This window comes from Mesorhizobium sp. B2-8-1, from assembly GCF_006440955.1.
In the GTDB taxonomy this organism is placed as follows: domain Bacteria; phylum Pseudomonadota; class Alphaproteobacteria; order Rhizobiales; family Rhizobiaceae; genus Mesorhizobium.
On record NZ_VFTX01000014.1, the window covers coordinates 33794 to 59921 of the forward strand.

23 protein-coding genes are annotated in these 26128 nt (G+C 63.2%); 13 read left to right on the forward strand and 10 right to left on the reverse strand.

The window, feature by feature from the left end:
• Positions 1-96: 96 nt before the first annotated feature.
• Positions 97-849: an SDR family NAD(P)-dependent oxidoreductase gene (locus FJ428_RS28060; RefSeq protein WP_140497219.1), complete on the reverse strand. Its 753-nt coding sequence runs from the start codon at positions 847-849 to the stop codon at positions 97-99.
• 194 nt (positions 850-1043) lie between these two features.
• Positions 1044-1823 carry a helix-turn-helix transcriptional regulator gene (locus tag FJ428_RS28065; protein ID WP_140880603.1) on the reverse strand — a complete coding sequence of 260 codons (780 nt, stop codon included), beginning with the start codon at positions 1821-1823 and terminating at the stop codon, positions 1044-1046.
• An 86-nt stretch (positions 1824-1909) separates the two neighbouring features.
• On the opposite strand from FJ428_RS28065, the gene FJ428_RS28070 reads away from it, so the two are divergent.
• The 5 genes from FJ428_RS28070 (at position 1910) to FJ428_RS28090 (ending at position 9290) form a co-directional block, all read left to right on the forward strand.
• Positions 1910-4075 (forward strand): hydantoinase/oxoprolinase family protein, encoded by a 2166-nt coding sequence (locus FJ428_RS28070; RefSeq protein ID WP_140880604.1) that lies wholly within the window; start codon positions 1910-1912, stop codon positions 4073-4075.
• Positions 4076-4088: 13 nt separating this feature from the next.
• Positions 4089-6284: a hydantoinase B/oxoprolinase family protein gene (locus tag FJ428_RS28075; RefSeq protein ID WP_140497213.1), complete on the forward strand. Its 2196-nt coding sequence runs from the start codon at positions 4089-4091 to the stop codon at positions 6282-6284.
• A gap of 5 nt (positions 6285-6289) precedes the next feature.
• Positions 6290-6796 (forward strand): acetone carboxylase subunit gamma, encoded by a 507-nt coding sequence (locus tag FJ428_RS28080; protein WP_140880605.1) that lies wholly within the window; start codon positions 6290-6292, stop codon positions 6794-6796.
• Positions 6797-6905: 109 nt separating this feature from the next.
• Positions 6906-7733 carry an SDR family NAD(P)-dependent oxidoreductase gene (locus FJ428_RS28085; RefSeq protein WP_140817582.1) on the forward strand — a complete coding sequence of 276 codons (828 nt, stop codon included), beginning with the start codon at positions 6906-6908 and terminating at the stop codon, positions 7731-7733.
• 255 nt (positions 7734-7988) lie between these two features.
• Positions 7989-9290: an O-antigen ligase gene (locus tag FJ428_RS28090; protein ID WP_140512908.1), complete on the forward strand. Its 1302-nt coding sequence runs from the start codon at positions 7989-7991 to the stop codon at positions 9288-9290.
• A 224-nt stretch (positions 9291-9514) separates the two neighbouring features.
• Here FJ428_RS28090 and FJ428_RS28095 read toward each other — a convergent pair whose 3' ends face one another.
• Together FJ428_RS28095 and FJ428_RS28100 are read right to left on the reverse strand one after the other, a co-directional pair.
• On the reverse strand, positions 9515-10780 hold the full coding sequence (locus FJ428_RS28095) for a polysaccharide biosynthesis/export family protein (protein WP_181167418.1): 1266 nt from the start codon (positions 10778-10780) through the stop codon (positions 9515-9517).
• Positions 10781-10890: 110 nt separating this feature from the next.
• Positions 10891-11568, reverse strand: coding sequence for a sugar transferase (locus FJ428_RS28100; RefSeq protein ID WP_140497203.1), 678 nt, complete (start codon positions 11566-11568; stop codon positions 10891-10893).
• Between the two features lie 600 nt (positions 11569-12168).
• Between FJ428_RS28100 and FJ428_RS28105 the strand changes: the two genes are divergently transcribed.
• The gene (locus FJ428_RS28105) at positions 12169-12444 is read left to right on the forward strand and encodes an exopolysaccharide production repressor exox (RefSeq protein WP_140512914.1); all 276 of its coding nucleotides are present in this window, start codon (positions 12169-12171) and stop codon (positions 12442-12444) included.
• A 17-nt stretch (positions 12445-12461) separates the two neighbouring features.
• Here FJ428_RS28105 and FJ428_RS28110 read toward each other — a convergent pair whose 3' ends face one another.
• The 6 genes from FJ428_RS28110 to FJ428_RS28135 all read right to left on the reverse strand — a co-directional run bounded on the left by FJ428_RS28110 (position 12462) and on the right by FJ428_RS28135 (position 18303).
• Entirely contained in the window at positions 12462-14306 is a 1845-nt protein-coding gene (locus tag FJ428_RS28110; RefSeq protein WP_140880606.1) for an ABC transporter ATP-binding protein, read from the reverse strand.
• Between the two features lie 6 nt (positions 14307-14312).
• Entirely contained in the window at positions 14313-15284 is a 972-nt protein-coding gene (locus tag FJ428_RS28115) for a serine kinase (protein ID WP_140880607.1), read from the reverse strand.
• Complete coding sequence (locus FJ428_RS28120; RefSeq protein ID WP_140556881.1) at positions 15281-17188, reverse strand: lasso peptide isopeptide bond-forming cyclase; 1908 nt, start codon at positions 17186-17188, stop codon at positions 15281-15283. The genes FJ428_RS28115 and FJ428_RS28120 overlap by 4 nt, the downstream gene beginning before the upstream one ends.
• 3 nt (positions 17189-17191) lie before the next feature.
• Positions 17192-17566, reverse strand: coding sequence for a lasso peptide biosynthesis B2 protein (locus tag FJ428_RS28125; RefSeq protein ID WP_224519147.1), 375 nt, complete (start codon positions 17564-17566; stop codon positions 17192-17194).
• A 118-nt stretch (positions 17567-17684) separates the two neighbouring features.
• The gene (locus tag FJ428_RS28130) at positions 17685-17984 is read right to left on the reverse strand and encodes a PqqD family protein (protein WP_140564960.1); all 300 of its coding nucleotides are present in this window, start codon (positions 17982-17984) and stop codon (positions 17685-17687) included.
• Between the two features lie 166 nt (positions 17985-18150).
• On the reverse strand, positions 18151-18303 hold the full coding sequence (locus tag FJ428_RS28135) for a lasso peptide (protein ID WP_140497189.1): 153 nt from the start codon (positions 18301-18303) through the stop codon (positions 18151-18153).
• 522 nt (positions 18304-18825) lie between these two features.
• Here FJ428_RS28135 and FJ428_RS28140 point away from each other — a divergent pair.
• The 7 genes from FJ428_RS28140 to FJ428_RS28170 all read left to right on the forward strand — a co-directional run bounded on the left by FJ428_RS28140 (position 18826) and on the right by FJ428_RS28170 (position 26085).
• The gene (locus FJ428_RS28140; protein WP_140556880.1) at positions 18826-19953 is read left to right on the forward strand and encodes a nucleotidyltransferase family protein; all 1128 of its coding nucleotides are present in this window, start codon (positions 18826-18828) and stop codon (positions 19951-19953) included.
• A gap of 70 nt (positions 19954-20023) precedes the next feature.
• On the forward strand, positions 20024-21046 hold the full coding sequence (locus tag FJ428_RS28145) for a glycosyltransferase (RefSeq protein WP_140512925.1): 1023 nt from the start codon (positions 20024-20026) through the stop codon (positions 21044-21046).
• A 223-nt stretch (positions 21047-21269) separates the two neighbouring features.
• Entirely contained in the window at positions 21270-21671 is a 402-nt protein-coding gene (locus FJ428_RS28150) for a hypothetical protein (protein ID WP_140512927.1), read from the forward strand.
• Between the two features lie 136 nt (positions 21672-21807).
• On the forward strand, positions 21808-22683 hold the full coding sequence (locus FJ428_RS28155; RefSeq protein ID WP_140880609.1) for a family 16 glycosylhydrolase: 876 nt from the start codon (positions 21808-21810) through the stop codon (positions 22681-22683).
• Positions 22684-22756: 73 nt separating this feature from the next.
• Positions 22757-24088 (forward strand): UDP-glucose/GDP-mannose dehydrogenase family protein, encoded by a 1332-nt coding sequence (locus FJ428_RS28160; RefSeq protein WP_140880610.1) that lies wholly within the window; start codon positions 22757-22759, stop codon positions 24086-24088.
• 93 nt (positions 24089-24181) lie between these two features.
• A complete protein-coding gene (locus tag FJ428_RS28165) occupies positions 24182-25624 on the forward strand; it encodes a GMC family oxidoreductase (RefSeq protein ID WP_140880611.1) in 1443 nt (480 codons plus the stop codon).
• A 14-nt stretch (positions 25625-25638) separates the two neighbouring features.
• Entirely contained in the window at positions 25639-26085 is a 447-nt protein-coding gene (locus FJ428_RS28170) for a hypothetical protein (protein ID WP_140497175.1), read from the forward strand.
• The last annotated feature ends 43 nt before the right edge of the window (positions 26086-26128 follow it).

Genomic DNA, 26128 nt, shown 5'->3' on the forward strand with positions numbered 1-26128 from the left:
CCGGCTTCGGCCACTGTACGCTTGTCCAGCTCCGTTGGTTGCTTCCTCACGCGCAATTGTAGTGGCTTGCCGCCAGCCGGAAAGCGCCGCACCACATCAGTAGGTGGCGCGGCCGCCGGAGACGTCGAAGACGGCAGCCGTCGTGAACGAACATTCCTCCGAGGCGATCCAGCAAATCAGCGCCGCCACCTCGTCGAGCTCGCCAAAGCGCGCCATCGGTATCTTGGAGAGCATGAAATCGATATGCTCCTGGCTCATCTGCTTGAAGATCGCCGTGCGCACCGCCGCCGGCGTGACGCAGTTCACGGTTATGCCGGTCTTGGCCAGTTCCTTGCCGAGCGATTTGGTCAGGCCGATCACCGCGGCCTTGGATGTGCTGTAGGCGGAAGCGTTGGGATTGCCTTCCTTGCCGGCGATCGAGGCGATGTTGACGATGCGGCCGTAATTGCGCTCCAGCATGTGCGGGACGAGCGCCTTGTTGCAGTAGAAGACACCGTTGATGTTGATGTCGATGACCAGACGCCAGTCCTCCACCGGATAGTCCCAGGCGGTCATGTTGGGACCGGTGATGGCGGCGCTGGTGATCAGGATGTCGACCCCGCCATGCGCCTCGATCGTCGACCGCGCCGCCCGATCCACCGCCGCCGGGTCGGCGACATCGACGGTCTGGCCATGCAGCGCTGGGATCGAAGCCCTGGCCGCTTCGATCTGGGCGGGATCGCGGTCCCAAACCGAAACGCGCCCGCCTTCTTGGACCAGCCTCTGTGCGACGGCGAGGCCGATGCCGGATGCGCCGCCCGTAATCACCGCCGAGCGTCCGGCAAACCGTTCCGCGAAAATCGTCGGCATCTCATTTTCCCCTGTCCTGGCGCAAATCGGCTCCGCTCGGCGAAACCATGTTCGGGGGTGACTGTGAGGTCGCCGCCGGCCAAGTTCAAGCCGGCATGCACCTCGATCGTCTGGGCCAATCCCTGAGGCGCGTTATGCCGGGCTCCCCTCAATCTGCCTGCCCAGCGCTTGCACCATCGCCACCAGCGCCGGGCCTATTTGTCCGAGCGGAACAGGAAGAACTGCAGGAACAATTCCCGCTCGGTGGTGATGTCGAGCTTCTCATAGATGCGCCGGCGATGGTTCTTGACCGTGCCGACGGTGATGCCGAGCCGCTCGGCAATGTTGGCGGTCGGATGGCCGGCCAGGATCAATTGCACGAGCTCTCTTTCCCTGAGCGACAGTTCCGGCCACAGGCTCGCCGGGATTGTGGGCTGCTGGCGCGGTGAGGCGCCGGGGCTGGACGGCGCCGAGCTGCGCGAGAAATCGCTTCCGCGCGTCTTGATGTCGAGCGCGTGCAGCGCCTCGAACACCGGCAGCCGCTCAGCCAGCAGGGCGATCTCGTTGTCCTTGAACGCCGTGGTCGAACGATCGAGGAAAATGCCGAGGCACCAGTCGCCGCCATCGGCCAGCATGATGCCGACTTCATCGCAGATCTCCGATTGCGCGAGGAAGCCGGCTATGTACTGGCCGCGTTTGGCCTCGTCGTCGGCCAGCCGCTTGAGCGGCATGATGCCCAGCCGGCGCTCGCGCCGCCAGGAAGCGTAGAAGGGGTCGAACACGTAGTAATTATCAAGATAGCGCCGCACCATCTCGTCGGAGAAGCGCCGGTGCTTGACGAATTGCGGCGTCTGCGTCGCCGAATAGCGCGTCACCGTCACCAGGTCATGCGCGATGTCGGCGCCGATCAGGTCGATCAGGCAGTCGACATGCCTGTCGGTGCCGGTGGCGGCGATCGCCATGGCGAGCGGCGCCCAGATGTTGCCCATGCGCATGCCTCTTTTTCGGCGACGAGCTCCCGCCCGTCATTGTGCCTTTAGGCATATGGCGCGACCCGGTCCCGCGAATCTAGCCTGTGGTCATGCTCGGCAAGGGAAGGCGACCCGTGGACCATATCTCTACCAATCCCATCGTCATCGGCATCGACGCCGGCGGCACCATGACCGACACCATCCTTGTCGATCAGGACGGCCGCTTCAAGATCGGCAAGTCGGCAACGACGCCGAGGAACGAGGCCGAGGGGTTCCTCGCCTCGGCCGAGGACGCGGCGGACGCCTGGGGCATCTCGCTCGAGGCCCTGTTTTCGGGCGTCAATGTGGTGCTCTATTCCGGCACCGGCATGCTCAACACGCTGCTGTCGCGCACCGGCAGGAAACTCGGCCTGATCACCACCAAGGGCCTTGAGGACATGATCCTGATGGGTCGCGGCCTGCAGGCCTGGGCTGACTATTCCTATGCCGACCGGCTGCACGCTGTGACACATCATCATCCCGATCCGCTGGTGCCGCGCCGCCGTACTCACGGCGTCACCGAGCGCATCGATCAGTTCGGCGACATCATCCTGCCGCTCTACGAACATGAGGTCCGTGCCGCGGCGAAAAAGCTGATCGCCGACAAGGTCGAGGCGGTCTGCATCATGACGATCTTCTCGCATGTCAATCCGGTGCATGAGAAGCGCATCGCCGAGATCTGCCGCGAGGAGATCGCCGCCGCCGAAGCCGACATCCTGGTCTACAGCAGCCATGAGGTGCGCCCGGTCATCCGCGAGCAGTCGCGGCTGAACTCGGTGCTGATCGAGGCCTACGCCACCTCGCGCGGCCGCAAGCAGCTCAAGGGGATCGAGGACGTCTCGAAGAAATACGGCTTCAGATATGGCGTCCAGACGCTGCTCTCCTTCGGCGGCCTCACCTCGATCAATCATCCGCGCCTGCACGAAACCATGATCTCGGGTCCGATCGGCGGCATTCTGGGCGCGGCTTATGTCGGCAAGCTGATCGGCAATGACTCGCTGATCTGCTCCGACATGGGCGGCACCTCCTTCGACATGGGCGTCATCACGCGCGGCCAGACCCGGATCGAGAACGAGCCGCTGATGGACCGGTTCAAGCTGAATGTGCCGACGCTGCATCTCGACACGATCGGCGCCGGCGCCGGCATGATCCTCAAGGTCGATCCGCTGACGAAGAAAGTCTCGCTCGGGCCGGAAAGCGCCGGTGCCGATCCCGGCCCGATCTGCTTCGCCAGGGGCGGCACCGAGCCGACCATCGCCGATTGCGACGCCATCCTCGGCCGGCTGAACCCGCATTATTTCCTCGGCGGCAAGGTCGTGCTGCAGGTCGAGAAGGCGCGCAAGGCCTTCGAGGAGAAGTGCTCCCGTCTGCTCGGCGTCGGCGTGGAGGAAGCCGCCGAAGGCATGATCGACATGCTGGAGGCCGACGCCAACAACGCGCTGCGCCGCGTCATCTCCGGCCAGGGGATCCACCCTTCGGAGTTCACATTGCTTTCCTATGGCGGCTCGGGGCCGTTGCATCTGGCCGGCTGCTCCAGGGGCATCGGCTTCAAGGATATCATCACCTTCCAGTTCGCGGCCGCTTTCTCCGCCTTCGGCTGCACCACGGCGGATTTCATGCGCCGGCATTCGGTATCCACGCAGATCGACATCGGCGCGCGCGCAAGCGAGGCCGAACTGCTGGCCTTCGGTGCCAGAGTGACCGCGGTCTGGGACGATCTCACCAGGGCCGCGGTCGACGAGATGGTGGCCGACGGTCATGCGCTGGACAAGATCAGGACGGTGCCGTTCCTGATGATGCGCTATACCGGCCAGCTCGAGGACGTCGAGGTGATGGCGCCCCTATCGGCCATCAATTCGGCCGACGACATGCGCAAGGTCATCGACGAGTTCGAAGCGGTCTACGCCAAGGTCAACCATCGCGTCTCGCGTTATGGTGAAGCCGGCTTCTCGATCACCGAACTCGGTCTCATCGCCACCGCCGACAAGGTCAAGCCCGTGCTGCTCAAGCGGCCGCTCGGCGCCTCAAGCCCCGCATCCGCGCACAAGGGCGTGCGCGAGGCCTATATTGGCGGCCGCTGGCACAAGGCCGATCTCTACGAGATGGATCTTCTGCTGCCGGGGCATGAGGTGACCGGCCCGGCCATCATCGAACACCCCGCCACCACCCTCGTCGTCCATCCGCGGGACCGTGTCTTCGTCGACGAATGGACGCTGCTCCACTACTCCCACGCTTGAGAGGGCGAACGCCATGCTGGACAAACCCGCCTCCGCCCTGCGCCTCCGCGAGCGGCTGATCGAATCCGAACGGCTCATGGACGAGACCGGCTGCTATGACGGCATCACCGATCTCGAACTGCGCAACCAAGATCCGCTGAAGTTCGAGACGCTGCACACCAAGCTGCGCGCCTACTGCGTCTCGGCGCGCGAGATGGCGCGTCGCATCTCGGCTTCGCCCGGCGTGCGCGAGGTCGGCGAGATGGTCGTCGCCATCTACACGCCCGAGGGCGACGCGATCGCGCTCTCCAACGGCATCATGGTGCATGTGCACACGATGAGCCGCTTCATCAAATGGATGATCAGACAAGGCTACGAGGAAAATCCCCGCATCGTCGACGGCGACATCTTCGCCAACAACGACGCCTTCATCGGCACCGTGCAGGTGCCCGACGTGATGGACGTGGTGCCGATCTTCCACTCGGGCAAGCTCGTCGGCTGGGCCGGCGCCGTCTGCCATGAGCTGGAGGCCGGCGGCATCACGCCGGGCGGCGACGTGGCGCTGGCCCAGGAGCGCTTCACCGAAGGCCTGTTCGTCTGTGCCGAAAAAGTCGGCCAGAACGACGAACTGCGGCGCGACTACGTGATCCGCTGCGAGCGCAATCTGCGCATGCCCATCTACTGGGTGCTGGACGAGAAGGCCAAGGTCGCCTCCTGCATCGACATGCGCGAAAGCGTCAAGGCGCTGATCGACGAGATCGGCCTCGACTACTGGATGAAGGTGTCCAAGGAATTCATCGAGGAGGGCCGCCGCGCGCAACTCGCCCGCACGCGGCAACTGACCGTTCCCGGCATCTATCGGGGGCATACTTTTTACGGTCACGTCACCAAGGGCAAGCCGGGCTACCAGCCGCTCGGCGACCCCGACTGGCTCTACAACATTCCGATCGAAATGGAGATCACCACGGGCGGCAAGATCATCATGGATTTCGAGGGCACGCAGCCCTGGGGCTACCATTCCATGAACTGCACGCCGGCCGGCATGGATGGCGGCATGTTCGTGACGCTGACCCAGCACATGAATTTCGAAGGCCTGGTCAATGACGGCGCCTGGATGGCAACGGAGCTCAAGCTGCCGCATGGCACCTGGACCAATCCCGACAATGAGATGGTGGCGACGGCCACGTCCTGGGCGCTGCTCCTGCCGGCCTATGGCGTTTTCCAGCGGCTCCTGTCGAGATCATTCATCGCCCGCGGCTTCGTCGAGGAGGCCTTCGTCGGCCAGGTCAACAGCCCGATGATCGAGATGGGGGGAACCAGCCAGTACGGCACGCTGTTCGGCATGGCGCATTTCGAATGCGCGGCCGCCGGTTCCGGCGCGCTTGCCATCAAGGACGGGCTGGACACCGCCTATGTCGGCTGGAACCCTGAATCCGACATGGGCAACATCGAGATCTGGGAACAGAACATGCCGATGGTCTATATCGGCCGCTCGATCGTTGCCAATTCCGGCGGCGCCGGCAAATATCGCGGCGGCTGCGCCTTCCTGTCGACCTGGCTGGTCAGCAAGACCGACCATCTCCGGCTGGTCACCTCGGAACACTCCTCGCGCGTCTTCGACAATGGCGGGCTCTGCGGCGGCTATCCGGCGCCGACCTGCCAAAAACACCGTGCGGTGCGCGACAGCAACATCTTCGAGCTCGCACAAAAGGGCGCGCCGCTGGCGCACCATACCGGCACCAATCCTTATCGTTCCGAACTCGAGGTCCGGCTCGAAGGCCAGCACGTGACGATGGAAGGGCCCTATATCACCGCGCCCCACAAAACCGGCGACGTGTTCACCCATTCCTACAATGGCGGTGGCGGCTATGGCGACGTGCTGGAGCGCGACCCGCTCAAGACGGCATCGGACGTCGAGAACGGCTATCTCACCAGGGAAGCTGCCGAAAATGTCTTCGGGATCGTGCTTGACGAGGATGAGGACGGCTATCCCGTCGCCAATCTCGAAGCCACCAAGCGCCACCGCGCCGAGATGCGGTCGCGCCGGCTCGCTCGGGCCAGGCCGGTCTCGGAGTGGATGGCCAAGGAGCGCGAGCGGGTGAAGGCGGTCGATTTCGCGCCCGAGGTGAAGAAGATGTATGCCAGCGCCATCAAGCTTTCGCCGCGCTTCACCAGGGATTTTTCAACCTTCTGGGATGTCGATGCCAAATCGACCTTCGGCGTGGAGTAGGGACCATGACCTCATACAGCAAGGAAGTCATCGCCGATCTGGTCGCGGGCACCCTGCCTTGGCCGCAGACGCGCCGCGTCATGAGCGCCTACAAGGACGACGACCGGTTCTTCAAATATGTCGCGGTGCTGCAGGACCGCGTCGGCTGGAGCGATCCGATACTGCTCCCCGTGGGCGACCACCTCTTCATCTGCCAGAGCGGCGATGGGCGGGTAACCCGTTGCGAATGCGGCCATTCCTTCGGCGACTACCGCAAGAACTGGAAGCTGAAGGCTTCGATCCTCGTGCGCGACAGCGAGGAGGCGCTGCGCGAGATCTATCCCAACAGCGACCTGCCGGATCCCGAATGGATGGAAATCCGCGAGTTCATCTGCCCGCAATGCGGCACGCTGCACGAGGTCGAGGCCGCGGCGCCGGGTTATCCCATCGTGCATGATTTCGAACCCGACCTGGAAGGTTTCTACCGCGACTGGCTGGGCAAGCCGCTCGAGCCGATGGACAAGGAAAGCTGATGGCAAGGACACAAGTTTCGTCACCGGCTCCGAAGGTTATGTTGGCCTATGAAGTTCAGATACTCTCGGGACTGATGGACCGTCCCGTGCCGCGCGGAGGCCATGCCCGATGACAAACCTTTCCGGCCGCGGCGCAATCGTCACCGGTGGCTTCTCCGGAATGGGCCTGGCGATTGCCACGGCATTGGCGCAGGCCGGCGCCAATGTCGCCGTCGGCTCCTATGTCGCACCTGGCGGCGTGGAGAGATCCGACGCCGCCTACTATCCCGGCGACGACGAGATAGAGCGCGTGCGTTCGGCTCTCGGCGCGCATGGAACGAGGATTTACGCCGCCCATCTTGACGTGCGCGACAGCGACGTCACGAACCGTTTCGCGGCCGACGCCCAGGCGGCGGTCGGTCCTGTCGACATCCTGGTCAACGCCGCCGGCACCACGGCCGAGCAGCCGGTCTGCGGCCATTCCGACGCGCTGTGGGACAAGATCGTCGACACCAATCTCACCGGCGCCTTCCGCGCCACCCGCGCTGTGCTGCCCGGCATGATCGAGCGCGGCTGGGGCCGCATCGTCAACATCGGCTCGACCGCCGCCTCGGTCGGCTGGAAGGACAATCCCGCTTACTGCGCCTCCAAGGCCGGTCTCCTCGGCCTCACCCGTTGCGTGGCGCTCGAAGGGGCGGCGCATGGCGTCACCTGCGTCATGATCAGCCCGACATGGGTCGAGACCGAACTGATGCGCCGCAACGTGGCGCAGGTCGTCGAGCGCGAGGGCAAGGGCCGCACGGCCGAGGACGCGATGGCCGAGATCGCCAGGGGCAACCCCCAGCAGCGCATTCTCCAGCCGCAGGAGATCGCGGCGCTGGCCGTGTTCCTCTGCTCGGATATGGCCAAGGGCATCACCATGGAAAACATACAGGTCACCGGCGGAGCACTTTGGTAGCGCGCACGGCTGTTTGCGGGCCTCGATGGAGAGGCCGGCAATGGAAAGAGAAGTCCGATCCCGTCCGGGCGTGTCCCGGACCTGATCTCTCGGCGCTCGCCTGGCTGTAAGACAAGGTGACCGCATTTGCCATTGAGCGCGCGGCGCGATAGGTTATATTGCACTGCACAATGGAGATGCCGTCGATTGCACCCTTCTTACGGAGATGCCTGCCGGCTACGCGGCGGTCCGGGGTAGGCTCGGCGAGAACCTGAGATGAAGATTCCAAAGTCCTTGCTGGTCGATCCCGAGAGGAACTCGGTCTACGGCAGTTTTGCCGTTGCCGTTTCGGTCTGGGCATTCTCCTACTCCGTCATATTCGGCCAGGTGCTGATCCTGGCCTATTATGCGGTGTGGCTGCCCCTCATCATGGTCGACTACAGGCGGTTCCTGCGGCATCTGTCCAGCGCCTGGCTGCCATTGTCGTTCGCGGCCTATGTATGCTTCTCCGTCTTCTGGTCGGACGCTCCCGGCATCACCGCGAGAACGGCCGTCCAGTACTTCTCCCACATCGCCTGCGCCTATGTCGCGGCGCGAGCCGTCAGTGTGCGGACCCTGACGATAGGCGCCCTGGTCGGCATATTCGTCGTCCTGCTCTACTCTCTCAAGGTCGGGGCCTATTCCGAGGACGTCCTCGACGGCACCTATAATTTCGTCGGCGCCTTCGCCTCAAAGAACCAGATCGGCTTCGTCGCCTCGCTCGGCATCTATTTCAGCGTCGTCTTCATCGCCTTCCTCAGGCACGGCCGGCTGAGCCTGTTCCTGACCGTGCCGGTGGTGCTTTTGTCGGCCTATCTGCTGGTCATCTCGCATTCGGCCACCTCGATGGCCTCGACACCGGCGGTGCTGGCGCTGGTGATGCTGCTTGCCATGAGCAAGGTGCTGTCGCGACGCTACCGCCGGGTGATCTTCCTGGTCGGCACAGGCATGCTGGTCGTCGCTATCCTTGTGGCGCTGAATCTCGGCCTCATGGACTTCGTCCTCGGCCTGTTCGGCAAGGATTCGACGCTCACCGGGCGCACCTATCTGTGGGAGCAGGGCTGGAACGCCGCGCAGAGGGCGCCCATGCTCGGCGTCGGCTATGCCGCATACTGGGTCCAGGGTTTTGCCGAGGCCGAGCGCCTGTGGAACGAGTTCTACATCACCACCCGCACCGGCTTCCACTTCCACAACACCTACATCGAAGCCCTTGTCGAACTCGGCTTCGTCGGGGCGACGCTGGTTTCGCTGGTCATCCTGCGCACGCTTTACGGCCATGTCTCGGCGGTCGCGTTCGGAACATGGCGGGCGGATTCGGTCGTTCTGGCCGGCGTCATGGTGCTGCTCCTGATCCGCTCCTTCGTCGAGGTCGAGATCCTCAACCCCTACATCATGGGTTCCTTCCTGATGTATTTCAGCTTCTTCAAGCTGGCGCGACTGCCCGTTGCCCGTCCTCGCCTGTCTGCGGCAAGGATCGAAGAGGCAAATGCCGCCAGAGGCTGGAGCGGCCCCGAGCCTGGCACGGACGCCGCTCGATGAATACCGATCGGTTTCCCGTTTGGGATTGCGTCAAAGCAAGGCGATAGAGCGGCTGGCGATTCCCTCAAACGCCGCCCCGCTCCAGCAATTTCAGGAAAGTGTGTACGGCTTCCCCGGGAAACGCGCGCAGCGCTTTCCGTCCGGAATTGCGCAAAAACAAAGGGATAGAGCAGCTCACCGTTTTCGTGAACGGTGAGCTGCTCTTATCTCGGCCGTTCGACCACTTACTGGCTGGGCATTGGCGCCAGCTTGACCTTGATCACATCGCCCGGCAGCACCGGCGTGTCTTCCTTGACCGCAATCTCGCTCGTCTTGCCGTCGGCAGCGCGCAGCAGTGAATAGATCAGGGTGGGCTCTTCGTTGGTTGCGCTGGCGGCCACGGTGGCGGGATCGGTGGCCTGGGCCATCAATCCTTTCTGCATGTTGACCCTCAGCGCGGCCTCGTTCAGGTCGGCTTCGGTCTGCTGCCGGTCGGCGGCGAGGCTCGAGCTCAGCGTGTTCTGGGCATCGATGGCATCCTGCGTTGCCTTGCTGATCGCTTGCTTGGCGGTGAGGATGGCCGTTTCGTAGTCCAGGATCTTGCCCTGAAGGTCGGTGACGGACTGCTGCGAATCCAACAGTCTTGCGTTGGCGACCAGACCTTTCTGGGCCAGCGGACCGATGCTGGTGAGTTGCTGCTGCGCCAGGTCGACCTGCTTCTGCTGGTTGACGATCTTCTTCTGCAGCGATTCGATCTCGGCCTGCAGAACTCCTTTCAGATCGCTGAGCGCCTCGAGCTTCAGCTTCAGCGCCTTCTGGTCAGCCGTGAGGATCGTCATCTCGTCCGCGACGATGGCCTGCAGTCTCGGATCGCCCTCGACCTCCTTCGGCACGTCGAAGCTCGACTTGCCCGCAAGGTCGGCATCGATGCGCGCGCGCTTGACGATCAGTCGAACGCGCTGATCGTCATATATGTCGAAATTGCCTTTGGCGGTGACCAGGTCCTTGCCGAGCTGCGGGCCGTAGTCGGCGCTTCGCCGGATGCCGCCGGCGATGCTGACCGCCTTCAGCACCGTAAGATCGGGCACATAGGGGAATTGGCCGGGGTTCTGCACCTCACCCGAAATATAGAACGGCCGGAACTGCGCCATTTCGACCGATGCCTCGGGCCGGTCCGACAAAGCGAGCTTGTGCTGCAGCGCCTCGCCGATCGCCGCCGCGACTTCGGCCGTTGTCTTGCCGGATGCCGGCAGCTCGCCGACGAAAGGCACCGACAGCATTCCGGCCGGCCCGACCGTGTATACGCCATTCACCGCCGACCAGTCGCGGAACGTGCCTTCGACGGTCTGCCACTCCGCGATACGGATGGTGAGCTTGTCTTGCGATCCGAGATGGTACTCGTCGGCAATGGCGATCCGAGGCAGGGCGAGCGACAGGGCCAGGCAGCTGGCCACGAGCCGCAAACGCCGCGAGCGGCCCGAATGCGGGCCGCTGCAAAAAACTTCGAACATGTCTATCTTCAACTGAATGTTCCGATCCGCTTTGGCCCCACCAGCCCGATGAGCCTGCGCCCGATGCCTGCCGGGAGAAATCTCCCGCGTGCGATCCGGTTCGCGACCGCTCAGTAGCAGCCGCGCGACATCCAGACAGCCGGAACTGTCTTGATGATGATGCGAATATCCTCAAAAAGTGACCAATTCTCGACATAGTGGCGATCGAACGCGACGCGGCTGTCATAGGAGACGTCGTTGCGGCCGCTGACCTGCCACAGGCCGGTCAGGCCGGGGCGGGACTTCAGGTAATACACGGCGGCGCTGCCATAGATCTCCAGTTCGTCACGCACGACCGGGCGAGGTCCGACAAGGCTCATGTCGCCCTGAAGGATGTTGATGACCTGCGGCAACTCATCGAGACTGAGTTTCCTCAGGACCGCGCCGACCCGGGTGACGCGCGGATCGTTCTTCAGCTTGCGGGTGGCTATCCATTCCGCCTTGGCTTCCGGATTGGCCGCCAGATAGGCAGCCAGCACCCTTTCGCCGTCCGGCACCATGGTGCGGAACTTGAGACAAGGGAAAACCCGTCCGCCACGCCCGATTCGCCGGTGACCGTAAAAAATCGATCCGCCATCGGAGAATTTGACGAGCAGCGCTATCATCACGAACAGCGGGCTGAGAGCGATCAGGGCGGCCAGTGAACCGGCAATATCGAAACTGCGCTTGATAAGGCCGCCGATCGGCGGTGGAAAATCGACGCCAGCCTGCGAAAACTCCGCTGTGGCCGACTTGGCAACATCCCTCATGCCAAAACTCCATGCGTTGACCGGATGGTTTACGGCACGATATCAAAAAAATGTTGCAGCGCAACACACAATTTCCCACACCTTTGAAATAGTCACGTCATGAATTGACTAAATAATAAGCGCGCCCTGCACAAATTTCGGAATATTTAGCACATTTAAGACAATAAATGGGCATAGCGGGAAAAATAGAGGCGCTTTTGGGGCAACTTCTAGGCGGGGCGTTCTTTATGCCCCTGAGTGGAGCTCGTTGGTGCTTTAGCGTGGCATGATATTCGATCGTATTCACATAAAATACTATTCAATATTGTAGATTCTACTGAAAAACACCAAAGAGCCGAAGTTGCGCGTAATCCCGTCGTGTGCGTTGCAGCATGAGCGAGTCGAGCGCAAAAGCTCACCTAAAAATAAATGCAGTTGCCCTTGCGGCCTTTTGCTCGCCTTAATAGAATTGCAAATTATACCTGTCAAAGTGGCGACAGGTTGAAAGGCCGGAAGCAACCGGCCGGGAGCGGGCGACTTAACAAGCCCGCATAACAAGGGACGACGCTCGGGTGGGGCAACGATTGGAATATACCCGGGCCGGTTTGTGGGCTGTTGGGTATGTCGCTTCCAAAATTCATCGTTGGGATGATTTTCGCTCTTGCGATCGTCGTTGGCTGGTCATGGCTGGGCGGCGCTTCAATAGGCACGACGCTGCTGCGCGTCATCATTTGTGCCGTGGTCATCCAGGCGGGCTACTTCGTGCTCGTCTATGCCATGATCGTCAAAAGCGCGCCGACGCCGGCCGACAGGACACGCGAGGCCGAAAGAAAGTTGAGTTCGGCCGAGGTGGCCGAGGGTGAAAAGCTGGGCGGCGCCGGGCGAAGCCTTCACTGACCCAGACCAGGCTGGCCTCAGGCCACGTCGGCGGGTTCGGACTCAGATTGTTCGCCCGAAAGCATCCGGGACAACCGGCTTCCTGCTTTCGCCTTCAGCCGCCGATATTGCCCGACCTCGACGACACGGCCGTTTTCCATCGCGACCACCCAGTCGGCGAACGCGATCATCGATGGCCGGTGCGCGATGGTCAGGATCGTCATCGAGCCGCGCAGCCCGTCGATCGATTGCGCGATCAGTGCCTGGTTTTGCCAGTCGAGCGCGCTGGTCGCCTCATCGAGGATGAGCAGTGACGGCTTGCGCAGCAAGGCGCGCGCCAGCGCGATCCGCTGGCGTTCGCCGCCCGACAACCGCACGCCGCGGTCGCCGACCACCGTTTCGAGCTTGAGGTCGAGCCGTTCGACGAATTCGGTCGCATGGGCCGACCGCAATGCGGCCCATAATTCATCGTCGCTTGCTTGCTGTGCGGCCAGGCGTAGGTTCGCCGCGATCGTGTCGTGCAGGAGAAACACGTCCTGCGGCACGTAGGCGACCTGGTCGCGCCAGCCCCGGCGATTGGCGGCGTCGATCTCGACGCCATCGACGAGGATCGTGCCGGCTGTCGGCTCGAGCAGGCCGAGCAGCATGTCGGCGATCGTGCTCTTGCCTGATCCCGAAGGGCCGATAAGGGCGGTGACCTTGCCGGCCGGAAGGCCGAAAGTGATGTCGCTCACCACCGTCTTGGCGGCGCCGTCCTCGTAGGCGAAGGAGACGCCGCGAACATTCAGTCCGAAATCGAGCGACAGCTTTCGAGCGTCCTCGATCCCGGCATGGCCAGGTTCCCGCTCGGCGTCGAAACGCATCTGCAGGCTGCGCATCGCGGCATAGGCGGGCAGGTTGATCAAGACCTGCTGCGCCTGCGTCTGCATGTCCATGAAGCGCGGCGCGATGCGCATGAAGACCAGCAGCAGCACCACGATCTCGGCCAGTGAGAGGTCGAAGCGAACCAGCGCCACATAGATGAACAGGCTCAAGCCGATCACGCTCGCCACCTGGAACAGGGCGGTGCCGGTCGAGCTGTTGCGCACATAGGCGATGTTGTCGGCCTTCATCCTTTCGAGTGTCGCCTGCAACTGCGCGAAATAGGTCGCCTCGATGTTCAGGCTCTTGGCCACCTTGATGCCGCCGAGGAATTCCGAGACCGTCCGGTATTGATCCTGCCGGTTGGTGGTCAGGACCTGGCCAAAGGCGGTCGCCCGCGACCGGAATGGCCGCAGCGCGAGGAACATCAGGATGCCAATGACCACGGCGAACAGCGTCATGACCGGCGAAATGAACATGGAGATCACGAGATAGCCGGCCAGAAGCACGGCGATCTGCACCAGCATCAGCAGCGAGAAGGCCGCGCCCTGGACGCGGTCTATGTCCCCGGTCAGCGCATGGTCGAGGTCGGAGCCGCGCATGCGCGTGAAGACGCCCCACCGTGCCTTGCCGATGCTTTCGAACAGGTTCATGCGCAGGCGGTTGATGAAATCGAAGAGAAGCCTGGCCATGTAGACCGACTTGAAGCGGTTGAAGGCGGCCTGCAGCGCGACCAGCGCCACCAGCATGCACAACATCGTGGTCAGCTTCAGCGTGCCGTCCGGCACCAGCCAGCGCATGAAATCATTGTCGGGCAGCTTGATCGCGAAATCCTGGCCGGAGCGTCCGACCAGTTGCAACAGCGGGACCAGCAACAGGATGGATATGCCTTCGGTCAGGCTGCCCATGATCAGGAAGAGCAGCGCCGTCCAGGCCCGCCGCCCGCCTATCTGGGCGATAACGGCGCCGAACCCGGCGATTTCCCGAAACAATGACGGGCGAAGGAGCGATGATTTCGACATCTCCTGCTATCCCTGTCCGGCCATCAGGTCATGCTCGACGAGGCTCACGACCTCGCCGATTCTGTCGAAGCCCGTCGGCACTTCGAGCCTGCACACGCCGACGCGATCGGCGAGCCGCGCGCAATGCCCGAGATGCGCCGCCGCGAAATCGCCGACCAGGGCGGCGCGGCCGAAGCGCGTGACATATGAAAATCTGATCACGGCCGGCAAAGCGGCGATGCCAGGCATGGGCGAGATCTCAGCCTTTCGGCCGCGCTCGAGAATGTAGATGCGGGTCGCCGGAACCCTGTCGCGCGAAAAGGCACTCTGCAAGCGGTGCTGGGCCTTGTTGATGGCCGGATGCACCTGCGGCCGCACTTGTGCCCCTTCAAGCGAAATCGCGGCAGCGGCGTCGGCCGCCAGCTTGATCTGGGGAAAACCCGGCACGATCATCGGCTCGTCCGGATGGCTGAGATCGAGCGCCACGACGTCATCGGTAAGCAGTTCGTGTCCGGCACGGATCATGGCGCTTGCCGTCGTCGATTTTCCGGCGCCCTTGTCGCCCATGAAGATGGCGCTTTTGCCGGCAATCGCGACGGCGCTGGCATGCAGCACGAGCAGGCCCCGCTGGTGCAGGATGAGCGCCATCACCGGTCCCAGCAGCGGGAACGCGATCAGTGCGTCGTCGATGCCGGGCGCCGGCTCGACCTCGATGCGGCAGGCGTCGCTGATCAGGAACGCGGCGACGGCGTGCCATGCCAGATATTGCCGATCCGGTTCGAAGCGGAAAATGGTCGCGGCCTCGGGCGAAGGCTTCGGCATATCGATCGCGCCGACACTGATCACGATATCCGCCGCTGCGGGTTCGGCCGGCTCCAGTTCTGGCAATGTCACCTCGGAAGCGATGGTCAGGCCGTAGGCCCGATAAAAACGGCGCTGTCTGCGCGGCCAGCCTTGCGCGCGCGGGCGGAGGGCCAGCGGCTCGTTCAACGGCGTCATGCGGCACTCCCGGCGCGCTGCACCTGCCGCAGCCACAGCGACAGCGACGCCGAGCGCCAGACATACTGGACATCGAGCGGCGCCGGCCGGTCGGGCCGACTGAGCAGCCGGGCATAGGCAGCCTTCACGGCCGGCAGGTTTATGTAGGGTTCGATGCGGCCGGCGTCCGGGCCGAGCACCTGTTCCAGGAGGTCGCGGTGGTTGCGCAGCATGCCGTTGACGAGATTGCCGGTGAAATCGATCTTGTCGCGCCGCCACTGGACCGCCGCCGGCAGCACGTCTTGCATGGCGCGGCGCAGCACGTAGCGGCCAAAACCGCGGCTGAGCTTCTCCTCGCCCGGCAATGCCAGGCAGAACTCGACCAGCGGCTTGTCCCAGAAGGGATAACGAGGTTCGACGCCGAAATTGGCGGCCGCCTTGTCGAGGACTTCGAAAGCATGCGGCACATAGCCGTTGGAAAGAATCCAGCGGTGGGTCAGCGCCTCGCTGGCGCTGACGTCGGGCGGCTTGTAGCCGGCTCGGTGAACCCGCTCGATGAGCTCGGTGCGGCCGGCAAGATCGGCATTGATCAGGTCGCGCCAGCTTCCGCCCTGGGCCGGCTTTCGCAGCCTGTGCAGGAGCCGGTTCGCGGCGTGCCTGAGCCTGGCCACGCGCCAGGCAGGCCCGTAGATGGTCAGGAACTGGAAATACATGCCGAGCATGCCGTCGCCATAGGTGTTGGAAGCGCTGCGGATCTCGCGCCACAGCTCCAGCCACTTGCCTGCGTTGGCAAGCTCGTGCAGATGGCCGTGCCCCTGCGATACGACTTCGTCCCCGCCATGGCCGTCGAGAAGCACCTTGACGCCTTTGGCGCCCGCCGTCCTGTATACCTCCCGGGTGAGCGTAAGGCCCGGCGCCAGGAACGTTCCTTCCTGCTCTTCCAGCACCCGTTCGAATTCCGCGAACGGCGCGTAGTTGCCGACCGGGATCAGCGTGCCGTCGACGCGCCCTTGTTCCAGCACCGCGTCTATGAAGGGGGTTTCGTCCATCGCCGAACCGCGTTCGAAAACCAGCGAAAAGGTGGGCAGCCTCGGCTTTCCCTCGGACAGGTTTTGCCGGCCCGCCACGCAGGCGATCGAAGAGGAGTCCAGGCCGCCGCTCAGCATGGCCCCGACCGCCGCGCTTCCGCGCATGCGGTTGCGCACGGACTGCGAGAAGAGGTGGGCGAATTCCTCGGCGGCGTCCGGGCGCATAGGCCGCGACGACGGCTCGATCTGCCAGTATCGCTGCAGCGTCACGCGCTGCCCCGTCACAGTGAGGCTGTGGCGCGCCGGCAGGCGGAAAATATCGGTATAAGGCGTCGCTTGCGGATCGTCTGGCAGCCCTGCCAGGAAACCCGAGATCTGATGTTCGCTGAGGCGGGCGCCGGCCCCGGTGACGCCAAGGATCGGGCCGATCTCGGAGGCAAAGACAAAGCGCTGCCCGTCCGCGTGATAGTAGAACGGTTTGACGCCGAAATGATCGCGCGCGCAAAACAGCACCTGCCGCTCGGCATCCCAGATGGCGAAGGCGAAGTCGCCTTGCAGGTGCACGGGACAGGCTTCGCCCCAGCGCAGATAGGCCCACATCAGGAGCACGGCGTCGGCAACCGATGCGTCGCGGACGCCGAGCCGTGCCGTCAGCTCGTCGCGATTGTCCAGGCGGCAATCCGCGGTGACGGCCAGTTTGCCGCCCGCCATCGTCAGCGGGCCGGGGCCGGCTTCATCGGTCGTGTTGAGCCAGGCGTGGCCGAGCGCGACAGCCTTGTCGGTCCACCACGAACTGCCGTCGCGGGCGCGATGACGCATGCGGGCCAGCATGCGCTGGATATCGGCTGCGGACTCCGGCGCCTCGTGCCCGTGCAGGATACCGGCCACGCCGCTCATCGGTCATTGACCATAGTCGACGAGAGGGACAAACCTGTCTATCGAGCCGCCAAGGACGACATGGTTGCCGCTGATCAGCCAGGCATGCGCCTTCAGCTGCCGGCCGGTGTCGCGCTCGATGCCGATGCGGATCTTCGAGGCGTTGCCCTGGCAGGCGAGAATGTACTGGCCGGCGAGCGCCTGGGTGAGGCAGCTTGCGCGCGGCACCAGGCGGGCCGCGGCGGCAACGCCCCAGGCGACACGGCGCAGTTCTCCCGTGCTGGCGCATTCACGCGCCTCCAGCCGGGTGACGATGCCGCGAAGGCGGTTGTAGGAGAACAGGGTCAGCCCCAGGCGAACGGCCGCGACCACCAGCAGGCAGCGGCAGAGGAACAGCATTTCCGGGCCGCTCAGGGAGAGAGCTCGAAGCAGGCGCCGCCGGTGCTTCGTCTGGCCGGGACTTTTCTCCGTCGCAGGTTCTTGCCGCAAAACCGTGACCCGCTTTTGCGGAACCTGCTTACACAGGTTCCTCATGATGCAGCCTCGCAAGTCCGCTATCGGCCAGACCTTTCAACAGTGCGTCGACATCGGCCCTGCAGCGCTCGGCGTCGACATCATAGCGCGCGAGCACGGCCCGGTGGATTTCGGCAATTGGTTTCGGCTCCTGGATCAACTCCCAGATGAACGTGCCCACCCCGTTGAGGCTGTAGTAGATGTTGGATTTCAGGTTAAGAAGCGCCAGGCCATTGCCGAATTCGCAGGCAACCGCTTCCTTGGTCGCACTTACGCGATCGTGGTCAGATGGGTTCCAGTTCATCCGAAAACCTCGTTTGCTACACACTGTCCGCAATGCGTGCCGACCATTCTGGCGATGAAGAAAAGCCGGGTCAGGCAATGAAGAGAAGCCGGGATTTTCACCCCGACTCCCTGTATGGTTCTTGGATTCCAGAGGCCCAACGTGTCCCTCCAGAATCAGGACAGGTTCAGGAGAACGTCAGGTCGCCAATCGGCGTGTGCGCAGGAAATGCTGCGTCGAGCGCCGTGTTGCCGCCACCGCCCTGAGTGATGGTTTCAATCGAACCATGAACCGTCAGGCTGGGCGTTTCGTACTCCTGTTTTTCAACATTCTGTTCCATTTTACACTCCATCAAGGACTGGAAACGGCCTGTCGATTGCCGGCGGCACTTTCATGCTGCGATGCAATAGCTGCATGGCAGCATTTATGAGTCAAGCCTGATTTACCGCGCATTAATCAATTATGGACTGCGCGCGCAGACACAGTCGTGAGTAACGATCTCAAGCTTTGGCCTTGATCGCCTCGAGATCCCTGCATATGGGCCTAATGCACTAGGTCAGCATAAGAAATTGATTTGCATATATAAACTTTTTAAGCCCTGTCACTTCAAGGCATGGCGACAATAATGCCGTAGCACCGGGTCTCCCGGTAGGTTTGCTACGGAACGCCGAAAAGGCCACTCGTCCCTTGTGGTCCAGCAGTTCTCCTCATCGTTCGCCCGAGCCGGTTTCGATAAACGTCGGGGCCGGATTTTTGCGCTGCAAAAGGAAAAACTGGACGGCGCAAAAGTTTTTGGCGATGCTTTGCTTCGCACCTGCAGCATAGGCGTCGCGCCGATCGCTTCTGGAGAACCGTGCGCCCGATGGCCCTGACCGAACGTTCATATGAGCGACTGCGCGCCGCCGATTGCGCCAGCGAGATCGCCTATGTGCAGGCCTGTCTGCGGCTGTTCTTCGCGGCGCGATCCGGCGCCGCGCCCGGCGATGCCTCCGGCCTCTCCGTAACCAATGTCACCGACATAGCCAGGTTGAACAAGGTCGCGACCTTTATCCTCAAGGTGCTGTCGAGCGCACCCGCGAACGGGCCGCCGGCCCAGCTCTCCCAATGGCTCGACGCCTACCGCCGGAAGACCGTTTCGATGAACGCGTCCTGCATCATGGATTCGATGGCGATCCAGGCGGCGCTGCGCGACAGGCAGATCGATTTCGTTTTCCTGAAAGGTCCCTTCCAGCAGCATCTGCTTTACGACGATCATTTCATGAAGCCTTCGGGCGATGTCGACATATTGGTGGCGCCGGCCGGGTTTTTCAGGGCGCGCGAGGCGCTCCGCTCGATCGGATACGAGATCGCCGGCAAGTCGCGCTCCGTCTGGTGGGTCCGTTTCCTCGGCGAACAGCACATGATCCGCGGCGACGGGCCGACGCAATCCACTGTCGATCTGCATTATCGGCTCCAGCAACCCGGCTCGCCCAGCCCGCGCGACGCGGATGGCTTCCTGCGGCGCAAACGGCAGGTCGAGATCACCGGCGTCGAGGTGCCGTTCACATCGGTGGCCGACACTCTGCTGTTGTCCTGCATCAGCGTCGCCAAGGCGCTTTTTAACCGGGAACCCTGCGCCGGTTACGTCTGCGACGTGCGCGCCAGCGCCGACCGCTTGGACGAAGCCGAGCAGCAGCGCCTGCTCGACGCCGCCGCGGCGCAGGGGCTGGACGACACGCTGCTGCTTGGCCTGCGCGCCGCCGACGTGCTCCTCGGCGGCGCCGACACGCTCTTGTCGCAGCGCGCCGCGCGGATGCTGTCGCGCATCGGCAATGAGGATCTGCTCAACATGGTCATCGCGCCATGGCTGTCATCCCTGCGATGGCCGCAGCGGCGCACCGTGCTGTGGGAGTTGTGCGGTCGTGCGCCGGTCCGCTATCTGGCGGAAGCCGGCTGGGCGGCATCGGCCGACATCAGCCGCCGCATCTTCGAACGGCAGGGCAGCCCGTGACGGGAAGCCTGTCGGGCATCGAACACGTACAGGGCGAGGGCAGAATGGAACCTGTGCAAGAGGCAAATTCATGTCGATGACGGAATCAAAGGTCTGCGTGATCATCGCGGCCCGAAACGCGGCGCGAACAATCGCGGTCGCCATCGCGTCCGCGCTGCGCGAACCGGAAGTGGCCGAAGTCGTCGTCGTCGATGACGCCTCCACCGATGACACGGCCCAAGTCGCCCGCGCCGCCGATGACGGCAGCGACCGGCTCGCGGTGATCCGTCTCGACGTCAATCGCGGCCCCTCCTTCGCCCGCAACGCCGCCATCGCCGCCTCGCAATCGCCATTCATCGCCATTCTGGACGCCGACGACTTCTTTCTCGCGGGCAGATTTCACAATCTGTTTGCCGGCGCGGACTGGGATTTCGCGGCCGACAACATCATGCTCATCAGGGACGACGCCTTGAGCGATGTCACCCAGATCGTCGCACCGCAGTTCGCGGCCGAGCCGGAATTCCTCGACCTGGAGCGCTTCGTCGAAGGCAACATCTCCAGGCGCAACGTGCGCAGAGGCGAACTCGGTTTCCTCAAGCCGGTGATCAGCCGCGCTTTTCTCGACAGGCACGGCTTGCGCTATGACGAGAGCTTGCGTCTGGGCGAGGATTACGAACTCTACGCGCGCGCGGTCGCCAGCGGCGCGCGCTTCAAGGTCATCCGCTCCTGCGGTTACGGCGCCATCGTGCGGGCCGATTCGCTGAGCGGCCGCCACAAGACCCAGGACCTGAAGCGTCTTGCCGACGCCGACCTGGCGCTGCTGGCGATCGACAGCCTGCCTGAGGGTTCCAAAGCGGTGCTGCGCCGCCACGAGCGCCACGTGCGCGACAAATACCGGCTGCGCAATTTCCTCGACGTCAAGGCCGAGCGGGGCCTGGCGTCGGCCGCGGCCTATGCCTTCGCAAGCCAATCCAACCTGGTTCCCATCGTCCAGGGCGTGGCGTCCGACAAGCTCGAGGCGCTGTTTCGCCGCGTCGGGTTCGCCTCCCGTCGTCAACATGTGCCGCCAATGCGTTTTCTCATGGCCGGCACCAGCACGGGCAAGCAGCCTTGAATGCGGGCGTCCGGCCGCGCTCTTGCCAGCCCGTCGCGCAAAGCATTTCCGGCGGATTTATGAGTTTACGAATTGGGTGGTTGCCTAGCCGGCCGGAGGATGGCAGTCTATGTTGCGGTGCAGCAATTAGGATGGCCAATGAACCGGCCTCCGATCGGACTGCCCGATATTGAACCGGTAAGGGGCCCGGCCGACGGCCGGACTACCACAGGACTTTGAACGCATGGCCTCGATATTCGGCTTCAGATCAAGGAATCCGGCCCGCGACCGCCAGACCGACATCTCGCGCCTCGACCGCCTGGCGAAGCTGTTCGAGCAGATCGCGGCCGAGATCGAGGCCGAGCGAAACGGGCTGGAGAATCGCTACAAGGCGACGGCCACCAACGCCGCCTTTCTGGTCGAGGCCATGGAGAACGGCTCGGCGTCTGCGCGCCGTTCCGCCGAGGTCGATGAATTGACGACGTCGATCCTGAATTGCGAGCGCCGCATCGCGGCGCTGTCGCGCCAGAACGGCATGGTCCGGGAGCTTCGTCATTCGCTGGATATGGTTTTCGATGAGGACGGGTCGTCCGATATGACGGCCAGCGAGGGGCTCGCCAAACCGGCAGGCGCCGGCAGAGGGTGAAGGCTGAAGGGTGGATTTGGCGCGAGGCGAGAAGGCAGCTTGGGGAGGGGCTGACGAGAGAAAGAAAGCGCCGTTTGGCAACGGCTCGAATGGCTACTTTGGGTTGGGGATGCACAGCGCAAAGGTTGAGTTTCGTATGAATGCGGATCCGAGAACCACGTTCACCGTCGCAGTTCGCGGCATATCGTCAACGCGCCAGGCCAGGCAAGCCCGCCCGGGCGGTTCCACCGGACGCAGGGCTGCCCTGGTCGCGCTGGCCGCTCTCGCTGGCCTGTTCGCCGGGCCGGCGCCATCCTGGTCGCAGGATCTGAAGTCGGCGCCCTCATTCGTCGATGATTTCACCAGCTTCAACCGCCAGCGCTGGTATGTCTCCGATGGCTGGACGAATGGCGGCCATCAGAATTGCACCTGGGCGAAGGGGCAGGTCAGCCTGGCGGACGGCGTGCTGTCATTGGGTTTCGAGAAGCAGAAGACGAAGGATCGCGACTACGCTTGCGGCGAAATCCAGACCAAGCAGCGATTCGGCTACGGCACCTACGAGGCGCGCATGAAAACCGACACCGGTCCCGGCCTCAACGCGGCTTTCTTCTCCTATATCGGCCCGTCGGACAAGCAGCCCTGGGACGAGATCGACTTCGAGATCCTGACCAAGGACACGTCCAAGGTGCAGGTCAATGCCTACATCGCCGGCAAGGGCAAGAACGAGAAGCTGGTCGACGTGCCGGGCGGCACGGAAAAAGCCTTCAACGACTACGCCTTCGTCTGGCAGAAGGACAGTTTGCGCTGGTACGTCAACGGCCAGCTGGTGAACACCATCACCGATCCGGCAAAGCTGCCCAGTCATGCGCAGAAGATCTTCTTCAGCCTCTGGGGCAGCGATACGATGACCGGATGGTTGGGCGCATTCGCCGATCCCGGCCGCAAGCTCTCGCTGCAGATCGAGCGCGTCGCCTTCACCGCGCAGGGCGACCCCTGCCAGTTTCCGGAATCGCTGGCATGCAGCGTAAAGTAGAACCTATTGGAAAAGTCGATTTGAAACGGTTGGGCCGACCACGGTCCGCCGCCCTGGACAGGAACGAAACAGAATGAATCTGACGGTGTTTGGTATCGGCTATGTCGGTCTCGTGCAGGCCGCGGTGCTTGCCGAAGTCGGCCACCAGGTTGTCTGCGTCGACGTCGACGCAGGCAAGGTCGAGCGGCTCAACCAGGGTCTCGTCCCGATTTTCGAGCCGGGCCTCGAAAGCATCGTCAGGGAGAACCACGCCGCCGGCCGCATCAAGTTCACCACCGACGCGGCGGCCGCCGTCAAGCATGGCGAGATCCAGATGATCGCGGTCGGCACGCCTCCCGGCGAGGATGGCTCGGCCGATCTCAAATATGTGCTGGCGGTCGCCGAGACGATCGGCCGGGAAATGGATGCGCCCAAGATCGTCGTCGGCAAGTCGACCGTGCCGGTCGGCACCTGCGAGAAGATCAAGGCCAGGATCGCCGAAACGCTGAAGAAAAGAGGCCGCGAGGACCTGACCTTCGACGTCGCTTCCAATCCGGAATTCCTCAAGGAAGGGTCCGCCGTCGCCGATTGCATGAAGCCGGACCGGATTATCGTCGGCACATCGAGCGAGGGCACAGAGGCGGTGATGCGCGAGCTCTACGCGCCCTTCAACCGCAACCACGAGAAGATGATCGTGATGGACGTGCGCAGCGCCGAATTCACCAAATACGCGGCCAATTGCATGCTCGCCACCAAGATCAGCTTCATGAACGAAATGGCGAACCTGGCCGAACAGCTCGGCGCCGACATCGAGGAGGTGCGCAAGGGCATCGGCAGCGATCCGCGCATCGGCTACCACTTCATCTATCCGGGGCTCGGCTATGGCGGCTCCTGCTTTCCCAAGGACGTGCGCGCTCTCATCAAAACCGCCGAAGGCGTCAAGTTCGACGCCAAGCTGCTGCGCGCCGTCGAGGAGCGCAACAACGAGCAGAAATCCGTGCTGTTCGACAAGGTGAACCGCTATTTCAAGGGCAACCTCAAGGGCAAGACCTTCGCGCTCTGGGGCTTGGCTTTCAAACCCAACACGGACGACATGCGCGAGGCGCCTGCGCGTGTGCTGATGGAGGCGCTCTGGAACGCCGGCGCGACCGTGCAGGCCTATGATCCCGAGGCGATGCAGGAATGCCAGGCCATCTACGGGCTGCGCGACGATTTGCTTCTGTGCGGCACCAAGGAAGCGGCGCTGCGTGGCGCCGATGCGCTGCTGATCGCCACCGAGTGGAAGAGTTTTCGCGCGCCGTCCTTCGACGCGCTGAAAGACGCGCTGACCACGCCGATCATCTTCGACGGCCGCAACCTCTATGATCCCAAGGTCATCGCCCGCCACGGCATCGAATATCACTCGATCGGCAGGATGGCGGCATGAGACCGGGTTTGGGCAATCCAATGTGGGATCGCCGCGACCGGCCGGTTTGCTTGCGATGACGAACGCACAAGACCCGGAAAGGAGTTGCGGCTGATGGTGCTGGACGTAAAGCCGGAGCAGATCACCAGGGACCACTTTGACGTTGTCGCGATCGGTTCCGGTTTCGGTTCGGCCTTCTTCCTGCACGAATTCACGAAGCGGCGTAAGGCGCGCATCCTGCTCCTGGAATGGGGCCGGCACAACACGCATGAATGGCAGCTCAAGCAGAACGTCAACACCGACATCGAGGACGAGTCGACCTACAAGACCAATTCCGACAAGCCCTGGAACTACACGATCGGGCTGGGCGGCGGCACCAATTGCTGGTTCGCGCAGACGCCGAGATTCCATCCCAACGACTTCAGGCTGAAAAGCACTTACGGCATCGGCAATGACTGGCCGATCAGCTATGACGACGTCGAGCCGTTCTATTGCGACGCCGAAGACATCATGTCGATCTCGGGCGATCCCGACATGGCGGCGATGCTGCCGCGCTCGAAGCCCTTTCCGCAGCCGCCGCACCGCATGTCGACGCCCGACCGGATGATGAAGGCGGCGCAGCCAGGCCAGCATTTCGTTATGCCCACCGCGCGCGCCCGCGTGCCGACCGCGCAGCGCACCTCGTGCTGTGCCAACCTCAGATGCTGGCTATGCCCGGTCGACGCCAAGTTCACCGCCAACAATGGCCTGATGCATGTCTTCGAGCATCCCGACGTGTCGGTCTGCCTCGGTTCGGAAGTGCGCAGGCTCGATCATGTCGGCGGGACGGTCCGCTCGGTCACCTTCGTCCATGGCGGCAAGGAATATCAGGTCAGCGGCGACCTCTTCATTCTCGGCGCCAATGCCATCCAGAGCGCGGCGATCATGCTGCGGTCCGGCCTGGGAGGCGAATTCGTCGGCCGCGGCCTGCATGAATCCTATGGCTGGAATTTCGAGGTCTATCTCGACGGTGTCGACAATTTCGACGGCAGCACCATCACCACCGGCTTGAATTTCGGTCTCTATGACGGTCCGCACCGGTCCGAGCACGCCGCGGCGCTGGTCTATTTCGAGAACCGCTGGCAACACGGCATGCGCGCCGAGAAGGGGCGGTTGCGCCAGGCGCTGCCGCTCGTCGTGGTGACCGAGAACCTGCTCGACCATGAGAATTTCGTCACGCTCGACGAGGACGACAACGCCTTCGTCAGCTTCAAGGCGCCGTCGGACTACGCGGTCAAGGGCATGGCGCGGGCGCTGGAGAAACTGCCTGGGCTGCTCGCCCCGCTGCCGGTCGAACAGCTTTTCGATCGCGGCATCCGGCCAACCGAATCGCATGTCCAGGGTACGCTCCGGATGGGAACGGGCCCGGCCGATTCGGTGGTCGACAGCGGCATGATTCATCACCAGCTCAGGAACCTGGTCGTGGTCGGCACCAGCACATATCCGAGCTGTTCATGCGCCAATCCGAGCCTGACCGCGGCAGCGCTGTCCCTGCGGGCGGCGAGCCGGATGGCGTGAGAGGAGCAAACCAGATGATAGAGATCTCGCGACGCTCCGCACTGGCCGTCATGGCGGGCGGGGTGGTATCGACCGGCATTGCCTACGCGGCAGTGTCCTCGTTTTCGGATGAGGATCTGGTGCGCGTCACGCTCGAGAAATATTTCGGCAAGCTCAACATGCGCATCGAGCATTTGCAGCAGTTCGTCCTGGCGTTCCGCGACAGGAACCCATGGATATTCCCGAGCAAGAAACTCAGCGACGCCGTCACCTTGCTCGAGGAGACAAGGCTGGGCAAAGCCCGCGCTCTGCTGCCGGAGCAGAAGAAGCAGGACCTCCTGCATTTCGACCGCTGGCTGATCGCCGAATTCCACATGCTGACCGACTACGCCTGGCGCAGTTCGCCGGGCGATCCGATCCGGTTCACCGGATGGCAGCCATGCACCAATCCGTTCGCCAATCTCGAGCAACAGAGTGCCTGAGGCGGTGTCGGAGCAAGCTCTCGGGCCACATTGAACGAAACGC

Bases quoted from the DNA above. Each gene is read 5' to 3' on its own strand.
- FJ428_RS28060 (WP_140497219.1), bottom strand. From the start codon at position 849: ATGCCGACGATTTTCGCGGAACGGTTTGCCGGACGCTCGGCGGTGATT.
- FJ428_RS28065 (WP_140880603.1), bottom strand. From the start codon at position 1,823: ATGCGCATGGGCAACATCTGGGCGCCGCTCGCCATGGCGATCGCCGCC.
- FJ428_RS28070 (WP_140880604.1), top strand. From the start codon at position 1,910: ATGCTCGGCAAGGGAAGGCGACCCGTGGACCATATCTCTACCAATCCC.
- FJ428_RS28075 (WP_140497213.1), top strand. From the start codon at position 4,089: ATGCTGGACAAACCCGCCTCCGCCCTGCGCCTCCGCGAGCGGCTGATC.
- FJ428_RS28080 (WP_140880605.1), top strand. From the start codon at position 6,290: ATGACCTCATACAGCAAGGAAGTCATCGCCGATCTGGTCGCGGGCACC.
- FJ428_RS28085 (WP_140817582.1), top strand. From the start codon at position 6,906: ATGACAAACCTTTCCGGCCGCGGCGCAATCGTCACCGGTGGCTTCTCC.
- FJ428_RS28090 (WP_140512908.1), top strand. From the start codon at position 7,989: ATGAAGATTCCAAAGTCCTTGCTGGTCGATCCCGAGAGGAACTCGGTC.
- FJ428_RS28095 (WP_181167418.1), bottom strand. From the start codon at position 10,780: ATGTTCGAAGTTTTTTGCAGCGGCCCGCATTCGGGCCGCTCGCGGCGT.
- FJ428_RS28100 (WP_140497203.1), bottom strand. From the start codon at position 11,568: ATGAGGGATGTTGCCAAGTCGGCCACAGCGGAGTTTTCGCAGGCTGGC.
- FJ428_RS28105 (WP_140512914.1), top strand. From the start codon at position 12,169: ATGTCGCTTCCAAAATTCATCGTTGGGATGATTTTCGCTCTTGCGATC.
- FJ428_RS28110 (WP_140880606.1), bottom strand. From the start codon at position 14,306: ATGTCGAAATCATCGCTCCTTCGCCCGTCATTGTTTCGGGAAATCGCC.
- FJ428_RS28115 (WP_140880607.1), bottom strand. From the start codon at position 15,284: ATGACGCCGTTGAACGAGCCGCTGGCCCTCCGCCCGCGCGCGCAAGGC.
- FJ428_RS28120 (WP_140556881.1), bottom strand. From the start codon at position 17,188: ATGAGCGGCGTGGCCGGTATCCTGCACGGGCACGAGGCGCCGGAGTCC.
- FJ428_RS28125 (WP_224519147.1), bottom strand. From the start codon at position 17,566: ATGCTGTTCCTCTGCCGCTGCCTGCTGGTGGTCGCGGCCGTTCGCCTG.
- FJ428_RS28130 (WP_140564960.1), bottom strand. From the start codon at position 17,984: ATGAACTGGAACCCATCTGACCACGATCGCGTAAGTGCGACCAAGGAA.
- FJ428_RS28135 (WP_140497189.1), bottom strand. From the start codon at position 18,303: ATGGAACAGAATGTTGAAAAACAGGAGTACGAAACGCCCAGCCTGACG.
- FJ428_RS28140 (WP_140556880.1), top strand. From the start codon at position 18,826: ATGGCCCTGACCGAACGTTCATATGAGCGACTGCGCGCCGCCGATTGC.
- FJ428_RS28145 (WP_140512925.1), top strand. From the start codon at position 20,024: ATGTCGATGACGGAATCAAAGGTCTGCGTGATCATCGCGGCCCGAAAC.
- FJ428_RS28150 (WP_140512927.1), top strand. From the start codon at position 21,270: ATGGCCTCGATATTCGGCTTCAGATCAAGGAATCCGGCCCGCGACCGC.
- FJ428_RS28155 (WP_140880609.1), top strand. From the start codon at position 21,808: ATGAATGCGGATCCGAGAACCACGTTCACCGTCGCAGTTCGCGGCATA.
- FJ428_RS28160 (WP_140880610.1), top strand. From the start codon at position 22,757: ATGAATCTGACGGTGTTTGGTATCGGCTATGTCGGTCTCGTGCAGGCC.
- FJ428_RS28165 (WP_140880611.1), top strand. From the start codon at position 24,182: ATGGTGCTGGACGTAAAGCCGGAGCAGATCACCAGGGACCACTTTGAC.
- FJ428_RS28170 (WP_140497175.1), top strand. From the start codon at position 25,639: ATGATAGAGATCTCGCGACGCTCCGCACTGGCCGTCATGGCGGGCGGG.